Source organism: Microthrixaceae bacterium (assembly GCA_016702505.1).
In the GTDB taxonomy this organism is placed as follows: domain Bacteria; phylum Actinomycetota; class Acidimicrobiia; order Acidimicrobiales; family Iamiaceae; genus Aquihabitans.
The window spans coordinates 112,370-129,589 of sequence record JADJDU010000008.1; the positions used below are offsets into that span (position 1 = coordinate 112,370).

The 17,220-nt window shown below is 67.6% G+C and carries 18 protein-coding genes, 1 pseudogene and 1 riboswitch; of the genes and pseudogenes, 13 read left to right on the forward strand and 6 right to left on the reverse strand.

All coding sequences use genetic code 11. The features are described from left to right. Positions 1 to 21 precede the first annotated feature (21 nt). From IPG97_09205 to IPG97_09235, 7 genes and pseudogenes are all read left to right on the forward strand, one after another. Positions 22 to 771, forward strand: a complete 750-nt coding sequence (locus IPG97_09205; protein MBK6856703.1) for a hypothetical protein — start codon at positions 22 to 24, stop codon at positions 769 to 771. After that, positions 768 to 1,898, forward strand: coding sequence for a hypothetical protein (locus tag IPG97_09210; protein MBK6856704.1), 1,131 nt, complete (start codon positions 768 to 770; stop codon positions 1,896 to 1,898). Before IPG97_09205 ends, IPG97_09210 begins: the two co-directional genes overlap by 4 nt. A 611-nt stretch (positions 1,899 to 2,509) precedes the next feature. Beyond that, on the forward strand, positions 2,510 to 3,007 hold the full coding sequence (locus IPG97_09215; protein MBK6856705.1) for a hypothetical protein: 498 nt from the start codon (positions 2,510 to 2,512) through the stop codon (positions 3,005 to 3,007). Beyond that, positions 3,004 to 4,658 (forward strand): annotated as a pseudogene (locus IPG97_09220) (ATP-binding cassette domain-containing protein). Before IPG97_09215 ends, IPG97_09220 begins: the two are co-directional and overlap by 4 nt. An 89-nt stretch (positions 4,659 to 4,747) precedes the next feature. After that, entirely contained in the window at positions 4,748 to 5,536 is a 789-nt protein-coding gene (locus tag IPG97_09225) for an ECF transporter S component (protein ID MBK6856706.1), read from the forward strand. An 11-nt stretch (positions 5,537 to 5,547) separates the two neighbouring features. Continuing rightward, positions 5,548 to 6,594 carry a terpene cyclase/mutase family protein gene (locus tag IPG97_09230; GenBank protein ID MBK6856707.1) on the forward strand — a complete coding sequence of 349 codons (1,047 nt, stop codon included), beginning with the start codon at positions 5,548 to 5,550 and terminating at the stop codon, positions 6,592 to 6,594. A 79-nt stretch (positions 6,595 to 6,673) separates the two neighbouring features. After that, a riboswitch (cobalamin riboswitch) is annotated at positions 6,674 to 6,813 on the forward strand. Positions 6,814 to 6,842: 29 nt separating this feature from the next. Continuing rightward, complete coding sequence (locus tag IPG97_09235; GenBank protein MBK6856708.1) at positions 6,843 to 7,730, forward strand: cobalamin-dependent protein; 888 nt, start codon at positions 6,843 to 6,845, stop codon at positions 7,728 to 7,730. A 473-nt stretch (positions 7,731 to 8,203) separates the two neighbouring features. Here IPG97_09235 and IPG97_09240 read toward each other — a convergent pair whose 3' ends face one another. Next, positions 8,204 to 8,539 (reverse strand): hypothetical protein, encoded by a 336-nt coding sequence (locus tag IPG97_09240; GenBank protein ID MBK6856709.1) that lies wholly within the window; start codon positions 8,537 to 8,539, stop codon positions 8,204 to 8,206. Positions 8,540 to 8,694: 155 nt separating this feature from the next. Between IPG97_09240 and IPG97_09245 the strand changes: the two genes are divergently transcribed. The 3 genes from IPG97_09245 to IPG97_09255 all read left to right on the forward strand — a co-directional run bounded on the left by IPG97_09245 (position 8,695) and on the right by IPG97_09255 (position 10,044). Further along, positions 8,695 to 9,072 carry a PIN domain-containing protein gene (locus IPG97_09245; GenBank protein MBK6856710.1) on the forward strand — a complete coding sequence of 126 codons (378 nt, stop codon included), beginning with the start codon at positions 8,695 to 8,697 and terminating at the stop codon, positions 9,070 to 9,072. A gap of 475 nt (positions 9,073 to 9,547) precedes the next feature. After that, positions 9,548 to 9,727, forward strand: coding sequence for an addiction module protein (locus tag IPG97_09250; GenBank protein ID MBK6856711.1), 180 nt, complete (start codon positions 9,548 to 9,550; stop codon positions 9,725 to 9,727). Further along, complete coding sequence (locus tag IPG97_09255) at positions 9,724 to 10,044, forward strand: type II toxin-antitoxin system RelE/ParE family toxin (GenBank protein ID MBK6856712.1); 321 nt, start codon at positions 9,724 to 9,726, stop codon at positions 10,042 to 10,044. The genes IPG97_09250 and IPG97_09255 overlap by 4 nt, the downstream gene beginning before the upstream one ends. Positions 10,045 to 10,085: 41 nt before the next feature. Here IPG97_09255 and IPG97_09260 read toward each other — a convergent pair whose 3' ends face one another. Beyond that, a complete protein-coding gene (locus tag IPG97_09260) occupies positions 10,086 to 10,385 on the reverse strand; it encodes a hypothetical protein (protein MBK6856713.1) in 300 nt (99 codons plus the stop codon). Positions 10,386 to 11,209: 824 nt separating this feature from the next. Between IPG97_09260 and IPG97_09265 the strand changes: the two genes are divergently transcribed. Next, positions 11,210 to 11,542, forward strand: coding sequence for a hypothetical protein (locus IPG97_09265; protein ID MBK6856714.1), 333 nt, complete (start codon positions 11,210 to 11,212; stop codon positions 11,540 to 11,542). Continuing rightward, positions 11,539 to 11,838: a hypothetical protein gene (locus IPG97_09270; protein MBK6856715.1), complete on the forward strand. Its 300-nt coding sequence runs from the start codon at positions 11,539 to 11,541 to the stop codon at positions 11,836 to 11,838. The genes IPG97_09265 and IPG97_09270 overlap by 4 nt, the downstream gene beginning before the upstream one ends. A gap of 80 nt (positions 11,839 to 11,918) precedes the next feature. On the opposite strand, the gene IPG97_09275 is transcribed toward IPG97_09270, so the two are convergent. The 4 genes from IPG97_09275 to IPG97_09290 form a co-directional block, all read right to left on the reverse strand. Next, positions 11,919 to 12,221, reverse strand: coding sequence for an antibiotic biosynthesis monooxygenase (locus IPG97_09275; protein MBK6856716.1), 303 nt, complete (start codon positions 12,219 to 12,221; stop codon positions 11,919 to 11,921). Between the two features lie 107 nt (positions 12,222 to 12,328). After that, positions 12,329 to 12,862 carry a GNAT family N-acetyltransferase gene (locus IPG97_09280; GenBank protein MBK6856717.1) on the reverse strand — a complete coding sequence of 178 codons (534 nt, stop codon included), beginning with the start codon at positions 12,860 to 12,862 and terminating at the stop codon, positions 12,329 to 12,331. Positions 12,863 to 13,009: 147 nt separating this feature from the next. Then, on the reverse strand, positions 13,010 to 14,323 hold the full coding sequence (locus tag IPG97_09285) for a hypothetical protein (protein MBK6856718.1): 1,314 nt from the start codon (positions 14,321 to 14,323) through the stop codon (positions 13,010 to 13,012). Positions 14,324 to 14,383: 60 nt separating this feature from the next. Beyond that, positions 14,384 to 15,601, reverse strand: coding sequence for an exo-alpha-sialidase (locus IPG97_09290; protein ID MBK6856719.1), 1,218 nt, complete (start codon positions 15,599 to 15,601; stop codon positions 14,384 to 14,386). A 513-nt stretch (positions 15,602 to 16,114) separates the two neighbouring features. On the opposite strand from IPG97_09290, the gene IPG97_09295 reads away from it, so the two are divergent. After that, the gene (locus IPG97_09295; protein MBK6856720.1) at positions 16,115 to 17,125 is read left to right on the forward strand and encodes an intradiol ring-cleavage dioxygenase; all 1,011 of its coding nucleotides are present in this window, start codon (positions 16,115 to 16,117) and stop codon (positions 17,123 to 17,125) included. Positions 17,126 to 17,220 lie beyond the last annotated feature (95 nt).

Sequence of the window (17,220 nt, forward strand, 5' to 3'; positions counted from 1 at the left end):
CCCCTCCCGGCCATCTCCTTCGTGCTCGAACAGCAGTGCCCGGCAGGCGGTTTCAGGATCGACTACAGCGCTTCGGGCGGATGCACAGATGACGCGGCTGCCGACTTCGACGCGACTGCGGTGACGATCCAGGCGTTGGAGGCGGTGTCGGGGGGCGCAGCCGGTCCTGATCTGACCGCCGATGTGGTCCAGGCCCGGGCCCGAGCGATCGCCTGGCTGGTGGGCCGTCAGGATCCCTCCGGCGGCTTTGGTGGCACCGGGGTGACCGCCGCACTCAACGCGAACAGCACCGGCCTCGGGGCGCAGGCGCTACGCGGTGCCGGGCGCACCGCCGAGGCCGACGCTGCGGCAGCCTGGCTGGTGACGATGCAACTCGCCGACCCGTTCGTCGCACGTGCGCAGGGAGCCGATGCCGGCGCCATCGCGTACAACCCTGCGAGCTTCGCGGCCGCGCAGGCCGAGGGCATCGCTCCGATGGAACGAGACCAGTGGACCCGTTCCACTACACAGGCCGTGCTCGGACTCGGTCTGCCGTCGATGGGTGCTGTCGTGGGCAAGGTCGACGTCCCCGCCGACGGATCGACCGGGGGAGGACCGGATGGTTCCGGCCGCCCCGGGTCGGGCGCAGCGAGCGGCAACCGCACGGGCGGTCGCTCCCTCGCCAGGACCGGCGCGACGACGACCACCACGGCCGCCTTCGGTGTCATCGTGCTGGCCACAGGGTTCGCGGTGATCTCGACGAAGCGGTACCGCATCAGAACTGGCCGATGAGGAACGCTCCCTCCAGGACCTCCGACATCGCGCTCGGGATCCCGTCGATGGCGCTGCGCGCACCGCGTCCGAACTTCGCGGCGTCATGTCTGATGACCCTTGCCTTGCTGGTCGCAGTTGTGGCGTCACCGTTGGGTGCGTCGCCGGTGCGCCGGAGCGCACCGGCGACATCCGGAGCTGCGGAGGGCGCCGGGCGGGCAGCAGCGAACGAGGCGTGCTCGACGCCCGACGGCGTGACCGTGGTGATCGACTTCCAGGACCTGGGCGGTGGTGTGAACGTGCGGTGCGCCCCGGGAGCGGTCGGTTCCGGGCTGGACGCCCTCGACCGTGCCGGCATCAGCTACCAGACAGCCCTTCGATCGCCGGGGTTCGTGTGCCGGATCGCCGGGCTCCCAGCCGACGACCCGTGCCACGTGGCCTCGCCGGCCTCGGCCTACTGGTCCTATTGGATCGCAGGCCGTGGAGGCACATGGTGCTACAGCAACCTCGGAGCAGGCTCACGCACTCCGCCGCCGGGATCGATCGAGGGCTGGTCGTTCTCGCTGCACCGATCGGGCCGGTCCACTCCACCACCACGATTCGCAGTGCCGGCACCGTTCCCTGGTGGCCAGGCGAACCCGATCCCCGCCAACCAGTGCACCACCCCGTCCGAAGGGCCCGTCGCCACCGTCCCGCAACCGGCTCCCGCCCCGGCCCCGACCGTCGGATCGACAGAGCCCGCGCCCGCGCCAGACCCTGACGGATCCCTCGGCCCCGACGGCGGCGTCAGCGGAACATCGCTCCCGCCACATGGAGGAGGCTCGGGGTCGGCGCCACAGGCCGAAGGGGACACCGCCCCGGACACCGGCGAGGATTCCGAGGCGCAGCCGAGCTCGACCGTTCCGGCCGCGTCGGGCGCCGACACCGGAGCTGGACCGGCCGACGCTGCCGGGCAGGAATCACCCGGTTCGGACGTGGCGGGAACGGTCGACCTGAGCAGCGACGGCAGTTCCTCGGGGTCACCGGTACCGCTGATCGCTGCCGTGGTGATCCTCGCCGCACTCGGCTTGGTCGGCTTCACCGTCTCTCGCCGCCGGTTGGGGCACAGAACCGACGCACCGGGGGTCGAGCGTCGTGCGTCCACCTGACGGCCGGAGCGCAGCGAGTCGCCGACGGATGCTTCCCCGGCCACTGCACCCGGTGGCGTGGTGGTGTTGGGCGGTCGGGATGGCGGTGGCGGCGAGCCGCACCACCAACCCGCTGCTGTTGCTGGTCGTCCTGGCTGTGGTCGTGCTGGTCGTGGCGGCGCGTCGGAGCGAGGACACGTGGGCACGCGGCTTTCGTGGCTACCTGATCCTCGGGCTGGTGATCATCGGCGTGCGGGTGGTGTTCCGGTCCCTGCTCGACGGCCAGCACGGAGAGCACGTGCTCGTCACGTTGCCCGAGCTTCCGCTGCCGGAGGCAGCGCGTGGCATACGCATCGGTGGTCCGGTGTCGGCCGAAGGCCTGCTCGCGGCCTTCTACGACGGACTACGGCTGGCGACGCTCCTCATATGCCTCGGGGCGGCGAACCTGCTCGCGGATCCCAGGAGGCTCCTCAAGGCGGTGCCGGGCGCGCTGCACGAGCTCGGGGTCGCTCTCACGGTGACGCTCTCGGTGGCACCCCAGCTGGTGGAGAGCGTGGCGAGGGTACGCCGGGCCACCGCGCTGAGGGGGCCAGCAACGGTCGGTTCGGTTCGCTCCGTCGCGGGCCGTACCGGTGCTGGCCGACGCCCTCGACCGTTCGCTGTTCCTCGCGGCGTCGATGGACGCTCGTGGCTACGGCCGTACGGCAGCGGTCGCGCCGGCGCTCCGCCGGACGACCACGGGATTGGTGCTCGCCGGGCTGCTGGGTGCGGCGGTCGGCACCTACGGGCTGTTGGACGGCACCGCTCCAACCGCGATGGGTCCGTCGATGCTGGGGTTCGGGTTGGTCTTCTCCACGGGTGGGTTCGTGCTCGGCAACCGCCGGGTCCGGCGGACCCGCTACCGACCCGATCCGTGGGCCCGACCGGAGTGGCTGGTCGCCGCAGTGGGGGTCGCGGTGGCTGCCGCGCTCGTGGTGGCGTCGTCGACCGATCCACAAGCGCTCCATCCATCGGTGCAGCCGCTGCGATGGCCGCAGCTGCCCCTGTTCCCTCTGGTGGGGATGCTCCTCGGCGTCGTTCCCTCGTTCGCGGCACCGCCACCGTCGTCGCCGGCCGGGACGGTTCGATGATCAGCTTCGAACAGGTCACGATCACCTACGACGGAGCCGCAGAGCCGGCACTGAGAGATGTGACGTTCACCGTCGAGGAGGGCGAGCTCTGCGTCGTCACCGGTCACACCGGTTCGGGCAAGTCGACCCTCCTAGGAGCGGTGAACGGCCACGTTCCCCGCTTCACCGGCGGGACGCTGCTCGGCCGGGTGACGGTCGACGGTCGCGACACCGCCACCCACAAGGCCCGAGACCTCGCCGACGTGGTCGGGGTGGTGGGGCAGGACCCGTTGGCCGGCTTCGTGACCGACACGGTCGAGGAGGAGCTGGCCTACGGGCTCGAGCAGTTGGCGGTGGCGCCCGAAGTGATGCGAACCCGGGTGGAGGAGGTCCTCGACCTGTTGGGGATCGCGGACCTCAGGGATCGCCGGTTGCGGAACCTCTCGGGTGGCCAGCAGCAACGGGTCGCCATCGGATCGGTGCTCACCACACAGCCCCGAGCGCTCGTGCTCGACGAGCCGACGTCGTCGCTGGACCCTGGTGCTGCCGAGGAGGTCATGGCGGCGCTCACCCGACTCGTCCACGACCTCGGCATGACGATCCTGATCGCCGAGCACCGCCTCGAACGGGTGGCTCAGTTCGCGGATCGATTGGTCCACGTGGCCGACGGGCGTGTCTGCTCAGGCGACCCCAGAACCCTGTGGGCCGACGTAGACGTGGCGCCGCCGGTGATCCGACTCGGCCGCCACCTCGGCTGGAAACCGCTCCCGTTGTCCGTCCGCGACGCTCGACGCCACGCATCCTCCCTGCGCGAGACGCTCGGCACTCCACCGCCGGACCGTGACGCAACCGGCGTCGGAGCATCAGCGGCGTCCCCCCGCCCCCCGATGCTCGAGGCCCGCGCCATCGTGGTCCGCTACGGCCAGGTGGTGGCGAACCGGGGAGTCGACCTCGATCTGTACGGCGGGCAGGTCGCCGCGCTCATGGGTCGCAACGGGTCCGGCAAGTCGTCGCTCATCTGGGCGGTTCAGGGCACTGGGCCCCGTCAGGCGGATCTGTGGAGTTGATCGGTGGACCTGAAGGTTGTGAGGTCGACCAGAGCCTCGGAGCCTCCAGCGGTCGCGGGGCCTCGACGAAGGCGGGGATCGGACTCGTTCCCCAGACCCCGTCCGACCTCCTGTACCTCGACACCGTCGACGCGGAATGCGCACGAGCTGACGCCGACGCGGGCCGGGACCCGGGTTCGTGCCGGGACATCCTCGATCGGATCGCACCCGGGATCGACGGTTCCTCCCACCCGCGCGACCTGTCGGAGGGCCAGCGCCTGTCGTTGGTCCTTGCGATCCAGCTGACACCGAGGCCTGCGGTGATGCTCCTCGACGAGCCGACCCGGGGTCTCGACTACCAGGCGAAGGGCCGACTGGTGGAGATCCTGCACGAGGTCGCCGCGGAGGGTCGCGCCGTGCTGGTGGCGACGCACGACGTCGAGTTCGTCGCTGCCGTCGCCGACCGCGTGATGGTCATGGCGGAGGGGGAGTTGGTGGCTTCGGGTCCGACGAGGACCGTCATCGGATCCTCAGCGGTCTTCGCTCCCCAGGTGGCCAGGGTGCTGTCGCCCCAGCCGTGGCTGACCGTCGAAGAAGTCGTGGCGGAACTGCGGACGCGGTCGTGAACCGTTCCGACACCCATGACGCCCGGGCGTTGAAGTTGTCGGGCACGGCGGTGGCGGCTCTCGTGCTCGTCTCCGTGGCGGGCCTCGCCATGTTCCTGTGGCCCCTGATCCTCTCGCCCTCCGAGGGCCAGGACCACTCCGCGAACGCCCCTTTCCTGCTCTTCGCCCTCCTTCCGGGCCTCCTCGCCGTCGGTCTGTCTCAGGCCGCCGCCGGTGGGTTGGATGCCAAGGCGGTGGCGATGCTCGGGGTGCTGTCGGCGGTGGGGGCGGCGCTGCGACCGCTCGGGGCGGGCGTGGCGGGGATCGAGGTGGTGTTCTTCCTGCTGATCCTGGCCGGGCGGGTCTTCGGCGCCGGGTTCGGGTTCCTCCTCGGATCGACGACGCTGTTCGCCTCGGCACTCCTCACCGGCGGGGTCGGGCCGTGGCTGCCCTTCCAGATGCTCGCGTCGTCGTGGGTCGGGGCCGGAGCCGGCTTGCTGCCCCGCCGGGCACGAGGTGGGCGGGAGATCGCGTTGCTGGTCGCCTACGGCGTCGTGGCGGCCTACCTCTACGGCTTCTTGATGAACATGTGGTTCTGGCCCTTCGCCATCGGCAACGAGACGTCGGTCTCGTTCGTGGCGGGCGACCCGGTTCTCGAGAACCTCCACCGCTTCGTGGTGTTCACCCTGCTCACCTCGACCTGGGGGTGGGACACCGGACCGCCATCACCAAGCGCGATGGCGATCGTCGCCGTGGGGCCATCGGTGCTGGTGGTCCTCCGTCGTACCGCGCGGCGAGCGGCCTTCGGCGCCGCGATCGCGCTCGAAGACCGGCCGGACATCACGTCCGGCGCAGCAGGGCGCCGCGTCGGCGCCGAACAACACCCCGTGAGGGAATGAGGAGACAACAGATGAGATCGAAGAAGATCACGCGGCTGGCAGCGGTCGGAGCAGCAACGGTCCTGGCATCGGGCCTCGCCGGCTGCCGGTGGACCGGATGGAACGACACCGCGTCGCGGGCCACCGCAGCCGACGCCACTGCTTGGCTGGTCGACCAGCAGCAGCCCGACGGTGGGTTCGAGGTGGCGGGGATGGCCGGGTTCGAGACCCCCGACGCGCTCATCGCCATCGCAGAGAACGCCCAGACCTCCTCCGCGTGGGACAAGAGCCTCGCGCTGGCAGCGGTGCAGGCGACCACCACGAACGGCAAGTCGCCGCTCGACTACGTGGACGATCTGGCTGAGGGACCCATCGGCGGTGGCACCGCAGCGAAGCTCACGGTCTTGGTCGCCCTCCCGCTCGGCCTGTCGCCCACGTCCTTCGACCCCCAGGGCGACGGCGCCGTGAACCTGATCGCGATCATGAACGGCGCCCAGCAGCCGAACGGCTCGTACGGCACCTTCAGCGACACCCTCTTCGCCGCCATCGCCAGCAGGGCCAACGGTGGGTCGGTGCCGGCGTCGACGCTGTCCCACATCCGCGCCGCCCAGAAGGCGGACGGCTCGTGGGACTACCTCGGTGACCCGTCCGGGGTCGGCTACGACATCGATACCACGGCACTGGCGATCCAAGCCCTGTCCTCGGCTGGTCTCGACGAAACCGACGCCGACGTGTCGGCGGGCCTCGCCTACCTGGCAGCCAACCAGCAAGCCAGCGGAGCGTGGCAGTCCTTCGGCTCGGACGACCCCAACTCGACCGCGATGGCGATCATGGCGATCAGCGGAGCTGGGTTCGATCCGGCCAAGGCGTGCTGGCGGGACCGGGTGGCTCCGGCCCTGGCTTCCCAGCCCTACGTGTCGCCCCTGCCCTGGCTGAACGCGCAGGCTGCCGGCGATGGCCACATCGCCAGTCCGGCCGACGCATGGGGGGTCAACACCTTTGCCACCAGCCAGTCGATCCAGGCGATGCGCCGAGCCTGGATGCCGGTGAACTCCTTGATCCCGCGCCGCGGCTGCTGACGACCTCCACGCAGTCGCGACGGTGCGGCGCCGGCCCTTCGGCCGGTTCCGCACCGTCAGTGCGCGCCAGATGGCTCCCCCGAGGCGAGGGTGACTAGGTTCAACGCCACCTCGGAACGGGAATCCGGTGAGAACCCGGAGCGGTCCCGCCACTGTGACCGGTGGTCGTCCACCTCGACCCTCGCCAGCCAGACACCGCCCGAGGCGAGCGGAGCGATGGGCTCCGCTTCCACGAGGATGGAGTCGTCTTGGCTGAAGAACTGAACCTCAAGCAGGTCGCGCGACTGCTCGATGTCCACTACATGACCGTCTACCGCTACGTCCGATCAGGCCGTCTGGTAGCCCGCAAGGTCGGCACTGGCTGGTTGGTGGACCCCGACGCGCTGGAGCGCTTCCGCACAGGTGGGTCCGCCGGAGCGAACGATCTCGACCGGAGCGAGCAGCCGCACGGTGCTCCGGTCGATTGGATCGACCGGCTCCGCGGTCGGCTCGTGGTAGGTGACGAGGCCGGTGCCTGGAGGGTGATCGAAGCGGCGATGGTCGCTGGTTGGGAGCCGGAACAGGTGCTGGTCGACCTGGTCAGCGGAGCGGTGCGCACGACCAGCCACGACGACGGACCGGCCGCGGCGCACCTGGCGGTGACCACGGCGACCCGCATGGTGGCGCTCGTAGCGGCACGGTTCCGCCGGAGCGGGCGAAGCCGCGGCACCGTGGTGCTGGGCGCCCCGCTCGGCGAGGGCCACACGCTCGGTCTGGCCGTCGTGGCCGACGTCCTGCGGCTGCGGAACCTCAACGTCCTCGACCTCGGCACCAACGTGCCGCCAGATGCCTTCGCCGCCGCCGCCGACATGGCAGACCGCCTCGTGGCCGTGGGCCTGGGCATCAGCACCGTCGAGCGCCTCGAGGACGTGGAAGCCGTGGTGCACGCCGTCCACGAAGTCCGCCCCAACGTGCCAGTGCTCGTCGGCGGACGAGCGGTGGCCAACCCCGAGGTCGCAGCGCTCAGCGGCGGAGCCGACTGGGCTCCCGACGCTGTGGCGCTGGCAGACCTGGTCGAGACCCTCCTACCAGTGCCGCGTGCGCGCAAGCAGGCCACGGCCTCGACGGGGCCTAATCCGCAGTTCGTCACGTCCTGACTGTTCGTCGTCGGCGACGACATTTGCAGGTGGGGCCATCCGGCCGACCGCGTCCGCATCCGATTGGACAGGGGCATGGGGCGATCAGGGCGGCGCCCGCTGTCGTGTTCACGATGGCCAGGTCGCCGGCGATCAAAGCTTGGCGCCACCGCCACGGGTCCGCGGCGACTCGAAGTCCGACCCACATCGCTCGATGGTCTCTTCGGTGTCACAGCATCCTCACCGGGAAGGTTGGCGGTGCCGCTCCGCACCGTTCGATCGAACAGCACGGCGAACGGGTCCACTGCTCGATCACCCAGACCGACACGGCCGTCACTCCCTGCGTTCCTCCTCGCCGCCAACCGTGTCGAAGCCTTGGATACGAAGTGCGGGAGACTGCCATCCATGTGCCGTTAGGAGGTGCGCTCCTAAGAGCATCCATGTGCTGTTGGGAGGTGCGCTCCTGGGAGCAGCCCAGAGACCTTGCCCGGTTGCTATGCAGCGACCGCGAAGGTCCCGGCGGCGGGGGCGCGTGGGGTAATGGTACGAGTCCCCCCTCCGACACGGACGATTACCCCACGGGGACGGGCCTCCACGGAGACTGTTCCATCGGGTGAGTAGTCGAGTTTGAGGCCGAGGTCGTTGTAGACCTCGGCCTTTGCTGTTGGGTCGGCGTCGGCGAGGACGTCGACGATGTCTCTGAGTGCTCTGACCAGGGCTTTTACCTGGCTGCGTGCGAGTTGATGACGTGCCTGCGGCTTTCTGGGCGAAGTCCATTCCCACGTGCGCTGAGAACCGGTAGCGTTGCCGTCGTGAGTGATGCGGCGCACCCCCACGATGACGGGCCCACGGGAACGAGTCTGCTCCCACCTCGCATGTCAGCGGAACAGATCGCCACGTCTCCGCCCGTCGATGACCTTGATGCGCTGCTCATCGATGACCTCACCACCGACGAGTTCAACGCTTTCCTCGACGCCATCAACGCGTGATCGTCGTCGTCGACACTGGCGTATTCAGCGCCACGCTCAACCGAACACGGCGCGCTGATCTCGAGCCGTTCGTCGCTCGGATCAAGGGTCACCGGATCTTGTTGACGGTTCAGACCGTTGCCGAGCTTCGTTACGGCGCGCTTGTCGCACAGTGGGGTCCTGCACGGCGCGAGCGACTTGAGGACGCGATCTCAGCGGCCTCGGTGGTGCCCGTTGATGACGAGCTTGTCTCAGGCGTTGCGAGATTGCGCATGGCCTGTCGGACTGTGGCGCACCCGCTGGCTGACCGAACCCACGCCAATGATCTCTGGATCGCTGCCACCGCCATCCATCTCGAGGTTCCCCTAGTCAGCGCCGATGGCATTTTTCATTGACGTACCAGGCCTTCAACGCCTTCCGTAAGCGTCGCTGGCTGCCCACGGCTGATAGCAGCCTGATCGTGACCGAGGTGACTTGGGCCTCAGTCCAAGGCTCGGCGATGGAGAGCACATCTCGACCGTCACCTTCGACAGTCCTGGTGCCTCATGTCAAAACCTCCGGGAGGGCTAGTTCGTTGCCTCACCTAAGACCTCCGGACGGTCGCGCTTGTTGAAGGCCCGGTTGATGGGTCTGGGTGGGGCAGCGGTTTTGGACAGGGCGAGGCGTTCGAGTTGGGCTGCGAGTTGGTCGATGCGGCGTTGAAGTTGTCCGGGTCGGATGGCGTTGCGGTCCCGGGTTAGAGCCCCATTATCCGACAAGGACTCATCTCGGGATGGTGCTCCCGGGTTGTAGCGTGGGGTTATTGACGCTAGGGCCGAAGCGTTGCGGGATGCGGCGCTTGCTCTCTCCGAGTCTGAGCGTGCCGGGTTGGTGATTGACCTGCTCGACAGTCTCGATGACCGCCCGGTGGAGGGGGACCAGGACGAGCTTGCGCGCGTGTGGGCGGCCGAGACGGCTCGTCGGGCCGCTCAGGTCGACTCGGGCGATGTGGTGACGCAGTCCTGGGATGACGTGTTGGCGCAGGTTGCGGAATCCCGTCGCGGGCGTTGATTCGCAAGATTCGATTCCATCCGCTGGCGGCCGCCGAGGTGGTGGAGGCCCAACTCTGGTATGAGACTCGTGTGGCCGGTCTTGGTGACCGCCTGCTGGGAGCAGTTCAGGGTACGACCGAGGGCGCGGTGCGTTGGCCGAATGCCGGTACCCCGACCCGTAATGACGCGATGGGCAAGGTGCTTGAGCGCAAGGTTGCGACGCCGGGGTTTCCTTACGTCGTCGTCTATCGGGTTACGGATCTCGACATCGAGGTGCTCGCCGTGCACCACGAGCGTCGTCGCCCGTTGTACTGGGTTGCTCGAACCGACGAATAGGTTCTGCGAGATCATGCACCGCTGGTGACGCGCCGGGGTGTTCATGGCATGGGAGCGTCGAGGGCCAAGCCGACGATGAGGTCCAAGCGGCGGTCCAGCTCATCTCTGTACAGTCCGTTATCGGCCTCAAGCGAAACGTCGGGAAAGATCGTTCGCAAGGCGCCGGACAGTGCGTTGCGGGCGGCAGCGTGCGTTGGATGTTCTGCGGCCTGCTGCACGACGATTTTGGCTACGTCGTCCCAGTAGTTCTCGTCCCAGTGTGATTCGGTGAGCCAGGGCTCGAGCACCTCGATCTGACGGATCGCTGCGGACCATCTGTGCACCAGGTGCTCATCAGCCATTCGACGACGGTACCTGGCTTGAAACGCGGGCGTCGGGGCCTACGCCCTCGAGTCACCACGGGAGTCGCCGGGTGGCCGGACGGCGATGTTGCTTTGCACTGCGTAGCGGCGTGGGGGACGGCATTCTTCCGTCATATGGCACACGAGTACCTTTGACCGGGCCGAGTCGGAGGACGGCAATCTCCGATTCTCCGGCGAGCAGAGCGCGTCGGCACCCACCTGGTTGAGTGCGACGCTGGGCTTCGACCCCCGCCATCACGTCGGCATATGCGCGCGCGACGGTCGCGGCCACTCGCTCATCACCGGGGTAGACGTTGGCCCGCCCGAGAGACCCCGACGGCTTTGAGTGGGCACGCCGGCGTTCGGACACGCGGTGGACGGACTATGGGTCGTGCGGCTGGTACCGACCTCGGAAGTGTTCACGCATCCGGCTGCGGCCCGAGCCGCCCAAGGTGACGGCGGGCTGTCGGTGGCACAACGCGTAAATCACTGAAGCGAGTAGGGGACCGACAGCCACCAAGATCACCAGCCAGGTCGATGTGGATCGGCCATCGGGTCCGTGGTTCAGGACCCCGGCGAAGAGAAACGCCGGCCAGAAGACCCAGGGACGGCCTGTGGCGACGATCATTCGTCGCCACAGGCTGTGATCGCCTGCCTCGGTCTCCATCGGCTCATTCTGGCATCACTCATCGACGGCTCGTAGCGCGCTCGTGTTCATTGACTCACTGCGGTCCCGTGCGCCTGATCTGTTTCGTCGCTCGTTCACGATTGCGCTCGGTCTTCGGCTCGGTGCGGAGGCGCTGTCAGATGCACTCTTCCATCTCGTGGAGCATCGGGACCGGGTCTTGGCGATGGACAACCCTGGCGGGTACCTGTTCGCCGTCGGCCGGCAGCGAGCACTCGCGGCGCACCGTCGTCCGCCTGCGCCGCTGTGCCCGTCGCCAGCGGTAGCCGGCATTCCAGACATCGAGCCTGGCCTCATAGTTGCGCTCGAAGGACTGAGCGAGCGACAACGGTTGTGTGTCGTGATCGTGCACGCATTCGGCTACCGGAACCAGGAGGTCGCCGATCTCATAGGGATCTCTGTTGACAGCGTCCAGACGCACGGTCGGAGAGCGCTCACCCGCCTCAGGAAGAATCTGGGAGTGACCAAATGAACCTCGACGAGTTCGCCGGCTACATCGACCACGTCTCGACGAACGGGGCCACAGCGGCGACCGATGGGTTCGAGATCCAATGCTCGAACCCGCCACCGAGCCGACGGCACCGTGCATTCTTGGTCGCTGCATGTCTGCTCGTGGTCGTGGGAGTGGCCGTGGGGGTCAACTCCGATCGCGATCGTACCTCCGATGTAGTCACCGCCAGTGGGGCCGCGCACGGCACTAGTTCGTCGATTGTGGACCAGGAGCGAGTGGTGGACACCGGATCGTCGGGGTGGATGAGCAGCCGGTAGGCGATGGCGATTCCAGCACGCCCACGAATCGGCTCATCGGGCACCGACCCGTGGTGGATCGTCGCGGGCACGTTTCGCTCCTATAGGAGCTTGGACTCGTTGGTCACGTCGTATTTCATGATCTCCACTCCGGTGATACCGAGTTCGTCGGCTGCGCCCATGAACTCCACGAAGTGGGGGGCGACCATGTGAGCATCGATGGCGGCCTGGTCCTCCCACTTCTCGGTGATCCTCAGCCGCCCAGGGTCACCGAGGGTGGAAGCGAACGAGTAGTCGATGTTGCCGGGTTCGGCTCGGGTTGCGGTGGTGAGTGCCGTGACCAGTTCGGTGGCCCGGTCGAGGTTCGCCGGGTCGATGGTGATATAGCCGGATACGAGGATCATGGTTGCGGACCATACCGGCACTCTCGTCGAGGTGCTGGAGCCGACCTGGCTGGCCCCACCCGTTGGCCGGCAGTGACCGGGCCAGTTCGATTACCCGTCGGGGGCGATCAACGGTCCTGGGGGATTCGATCTCTGACCATGACCCGACAAGGCCCGTCCTCGGTGGGGTAGTCGGCCAGATGGCGAAATCCCGCTCTGGCCAGCGCCCGCCACGACGCTTCGTTGGCGAGGAAAGGACCGGCCGAAACCTGTGGCCAAGAAGGGTGGTTGGCGAACACGACCTCCCGCACGAAGGAAGCGATCATCGTTGAACCCTTGCCCTGGCCTCGCGTGCTGGGATCGCCGAGTAGGTAGTCGATGCCCGCTCCAAGGCGGTCGACTCCGGCGGCGAAGTGAGCTCGAGCCTCCTCTTCGTCGTCGTAGTCGGCCCAGGCGTAGCACTGGATCCATCCGAGCGGGTCTCCGTCCAAGAGCGCGATCCAGTGTTCGACCTGGTCCTCGTTGGTCGATCCGTAATCGCGCACCACCGCGTCCCACGAGACGTCTTCACCTTCCCACCACCGGACTACGCCCGGGTCGTTCAGCCAGCGATGCAGCAGCGGCAGGTCGTCGTCGGTGAGGCGGCGGAAGGTGACCAACATCGGACGTCGAGGCTATCGACGCGGAACGAGCCAGGAGTTCGGTTCCACGCTGCTGGCTAGCGTCCGTGCCGTTGGGGCCGCTGGGGCCCTTGGGGCCGCTCTTCAGGATGGTGAATGTGGGTCACCATCGACGCCGCGCTTGGTCGGTCAGCGGTATTCGTCGGCTCCGATGTCGGGCGGGCCGGCGTCGAATCGGGCTCCGTCGAGGTCCGTGCCGGACAACTCGGGAGTCAGGACGAACCCGTCATCGATGGCGTTGCCAGCGGCGGCGGTCAGGTGCGCATCGCCGGCGGCGGCATCGACGAACCAGGTCGAGGGCACGTTGGTCACGTTGTTGGACAACACCCCGCCTGCGCCATCTCGGGTGGTGATCCGGCGAACCAGGTTGTTGCGGATCTCGACGGACGTGTTGGCGTAGCGCCGGTCGATCGAGGTGAACGAGGTGGCCCCCGCTCCGGTCTCGATCACGGTGTTGTGCACAACGATCGTGCCCCGAGCCTGGGTCAGTTCGATCCCGGTGTCGTACTGGTCGACCGACATGGCGATGACGTTGCCCCGGATTATCCCTCCGTAGTGGCCCACGTACAGCCCTGGATAGGGGTCATCGGGGTAGGCGCGGCCCGGTCCGGACTCGCGAAGTCCGAATCCGATTCCTCGGGAGGAGTTGAGGATCAGGTTGTTCTCGACCAAGGTCCCGCGAGCCCCATTCCAGAAGTGAATGGCATGCTCGGCGATCTCTCCGTCCTCGCAGTAGATGCCATCAAAGGTGTTGGAGCGCACCACCCAGTTCTGCGCCGAATGGACATCCAGGCCACCCGTGTAGCACCCGAAGGCGCGTTCGATGTTCTGGCGGCCCGTCGCTGTCATGGTCAGCTCAGAACACGTCACGGCACCGTCGTCGACGAATGCTGTACGAGCCGAGTTCGGGTTCACCTTCACGAACTGCTCGCCAGCGTCGACGAGGTGAAGGCGATGTAGCCGGGGTCGTTCTACGTTGGTTGAGCCGGTGGCCGGATAGCTGTGAACGAGGTGGTCGCTCGCTCGTCTGAGCGTCAGGTCGGTGAGCGTTGCGTCGTTCGCCTGGACGTACACCAGCGCACCGATCCCGTAGGCGCCATCGATCACAACCTTGGTCGGGTCACCCGATGCTCCTCGAAGAGTTATGCCCGCGCTGTCGATCAGAAGGCTGCGAGTGAAGTCGCCCGTGACGGTGTAAGTGCCGTCGGCGAGACGGATCGTTGTTCCGGCGGCGGCGTTGCGCACGATCGTGCCGAGCTGGGAGGCCTGCGAAGGAACCACGTCGATGACAGAGCCCGTCGGTGCCGGTAGGCCGCCACATCCGGGTGTGTCCCAGGCTCGGGCCCCGGTGCCGGGCGGTGCCGGCGTGGCGGGGTAGCAGCCTGCCAGCACGACGATGGCGACCAGCCCGACGATGACGGCTCGAACACGCGTGTTGGTCACGTCGTGTACATCGAACGGCCCCCCATGGATCTTGAGGGATCCGCCCGAACCTGTTCCCGATCAGCCGCTGAGCTTGTCCGCCCCGAAGGTGACGAAGTCGATCCGCTCCACCGCGGTGGCATCTCCGGTCTCATAGAGCACTCCAACGGCGTGGCCCGGCAAGGCCAACAGGTCCGAGTAGCCCGACGGACCCTCGCGTAGCAGCAGACCGTCCTTCCAGGTTGCCCCGCCATCTGAGGACGTGCGCACCATCAGGTTCACACGGTCGGTGCCATGAGACGGTGCCGAGAACAGGAGGATCCCATCGCCGCGTTGGTCAGGTTCAGATCGGCTCCCGGCGCCGGTGCCCAGATCGAGCCACAGCATCGACCCTTGTACGACCGGGGTGACCAGACCCTGCTGGTTCTCGAAGGGGCCGGTGAATGACTCGCCTCCGTCGGTGGACGTGGTCTGGAGGCGGTGCCATTCGTCGAGCCCTCCCTGATCGCGGGCCGAGACCACGATGGTGCCGTCTGCGACCTGCGCGGCGGTGGCTTCATTGGGGTGCATCGGCCCACCCTGGGGGGTGTCTGACGCCCCGATGCTCCAGGTCTTGCCACCGTCGTCGCTGAACAGCAGGTGGGCCCCGTAGTTCATGGCTTCATCGGAGTGGTTGGCCGCGGCCACGAGCCGCCCAGCGTTGGGGCCTGTGTGGAGCTGAAACGCATGTCCGGGTCCGACGCTGTACCAGCGCCACTCCGGTCGCTTCACCGCCTCGGTGATCTCGGTGGGTTCAGACCAGGTCTCACCGGCATCGTCGCTCGTCAGTAGGTACTGACGGCTGGTATCGATGCCGGTTCCGCTGAGGATCTGCATCTCTTGGTCGGCCGCGTTCTTGAAGGTGGCGAGCAGGACCAGCCGCCCGGATTCCTCGTGCAGCACCGGCGACGGGTTGCCGATGAAGTCAGAACCCATGTCGGCAACGACTTGGAGCTCTCCCCATGTCACCCCGTCGTCGGTGGAGCGCTTGGCGATCAGATCCACATCGCCGTGGTCGGCGGCCGAGGCCACTCTGGCCTCGGCGAAGGCAATGAGAGTGCCGTCGCCAGCGCGCACCACCGCCGGGATCCGGTAGGTGGCGTAGCCGTCCTCACCAGCGCTAAACACCGTGGTGGTCACGATCGGTTCGCCGGAACGGTCAGCCACGCTGGTCGTTGTGGTGGCCTTGGTCGTGGTAGTCGACGCCTTGTCGTCCGAGCCACCATCCCCGCCCGAACAGGCCGCCAACAGCAGTGCCATCGCCGTCGCCGCCGTCGCCGCCGCCGCCGTCGCTGAACGCCACACCCCGGACCGGCTGTGCCGGCGCAGCGTCACCGCGGGGCGCCGACGGGGGAGTGTGGGCGCTGGGGGCGTGAGCGAGCTGAGCTGATCTGCTGCGGACATGGGGTCACCGTATCGCCGTGGACAGATCCCCCTTGGATGTCGGTCAGCACCTTCAAGTACCCGACCGGATAGGTCCAGTCGTCGTCGCTGCGAGGGTACGCCTACCGAGGCCTTGCCTCGGCTGAGTCATGCCGTGCTCATGGGTCGGTTCGCCATCCCGCTTCCTAAGCCAACGTGTAGACAAGGCCGTGTTGGTGTGTCTCACGTTCGTGGTCGCGGCGCTGCTCATAGGCGGCTCCGTTGCTTGGGGCCGGGCACAGGTCTCGGCTGACTCTCAGGAAGTTCACGGTGGAATGCCAGCAGGTCGGGCGACGCTGAGTGTTCGACGGCAGACAACGTGGAGACGTGGACCGAGGAGTAGCTGACCACATGGACGATCCCAAACCGCAGTTGCGAGCAGCTTCCTACGAGGGGAGGGTGCTGCCCCGGCCAGACCAGGAGTTGGTCGACCAAGGCTTGGCCTTCGACATCGGAACTTTGTTCACCCGGCGGCGGATGCTCACGGTGGCCGGCATGGGTGTTGCCTCGCTGGCCCTGGCGGCATGCGGAGGATCGTCCGGTTCGGACTCGGCCTCTTCGACCGACCAGGGTTCAGGCTCCACCACGTCGACGTCCTCCACCTCGAGTTCGAGCGGTTCGTCGTCCACAACCGGAGCGAGCGGGGCCGAAGGGCTGGCCGAGATTCCCGACGAGACTGCCGGGCCATATCCAGGCGACGGTTCGAATGGGCCCGATGTTCTGACTCAGAGCGGGGTGGTGCGCCAAGACATCCGGTCCAGCTTCGGCGGCCCGACCGGCGTGGCCGAAGGGGTCGAGATGACCCTCGACCTGACCATCGTGGACATGGCCAATGGGAACATCCCCTTCGCCGGGGCCGCGGTCTACGTGTGGCACTGCGACCGCGAAGGGCGGTACTCGATGTACTCGGAGGGGATCACCGAGGAGAACTACCTCCGAGGCGTCCAGGTCGCTGACCGCAACGGTGTGGTGTCGTTCACCAGCATCTTCCCGGGTTGCTACTCGGGGCGCTGGCCGCACATCCACTTCGAGGTCTACGGCGCGGAAGGCGACATCACCGACTCGACGAAGGCGGTGGCCACATCACAGGTGGCCCTCCCCGTCGATGCGAGCAGCGCCGTGTACGGCGAGCCCGGCTATGAGAGCTCGGCTCGGAACTTCGGGTCGATCACCCTGGCCAGTGACAACGTGTTCGGCGAAGACGAGGGTGCCTCCCAGCTCGGAACGGTCAGCGGAGATGTCACGAATGGCTACCGGGTTTCGCTGACCGTCGGGGTCGACACCGCTACCGAACCGACAGGCGGCGGAATGGGTGGCGGTGGTGTCGGGGGTGGCCCTGGTGGTCCTCCCCCCGGTCGCTGAGCCGATCGCCTTGGCGACGTCCGTTTCGGACCCTCAGGACAGCCTCTCGTCTGAAATCGGGCCTGGTTGGTCAAGGGTGTAGCCAGGCCGTTCCG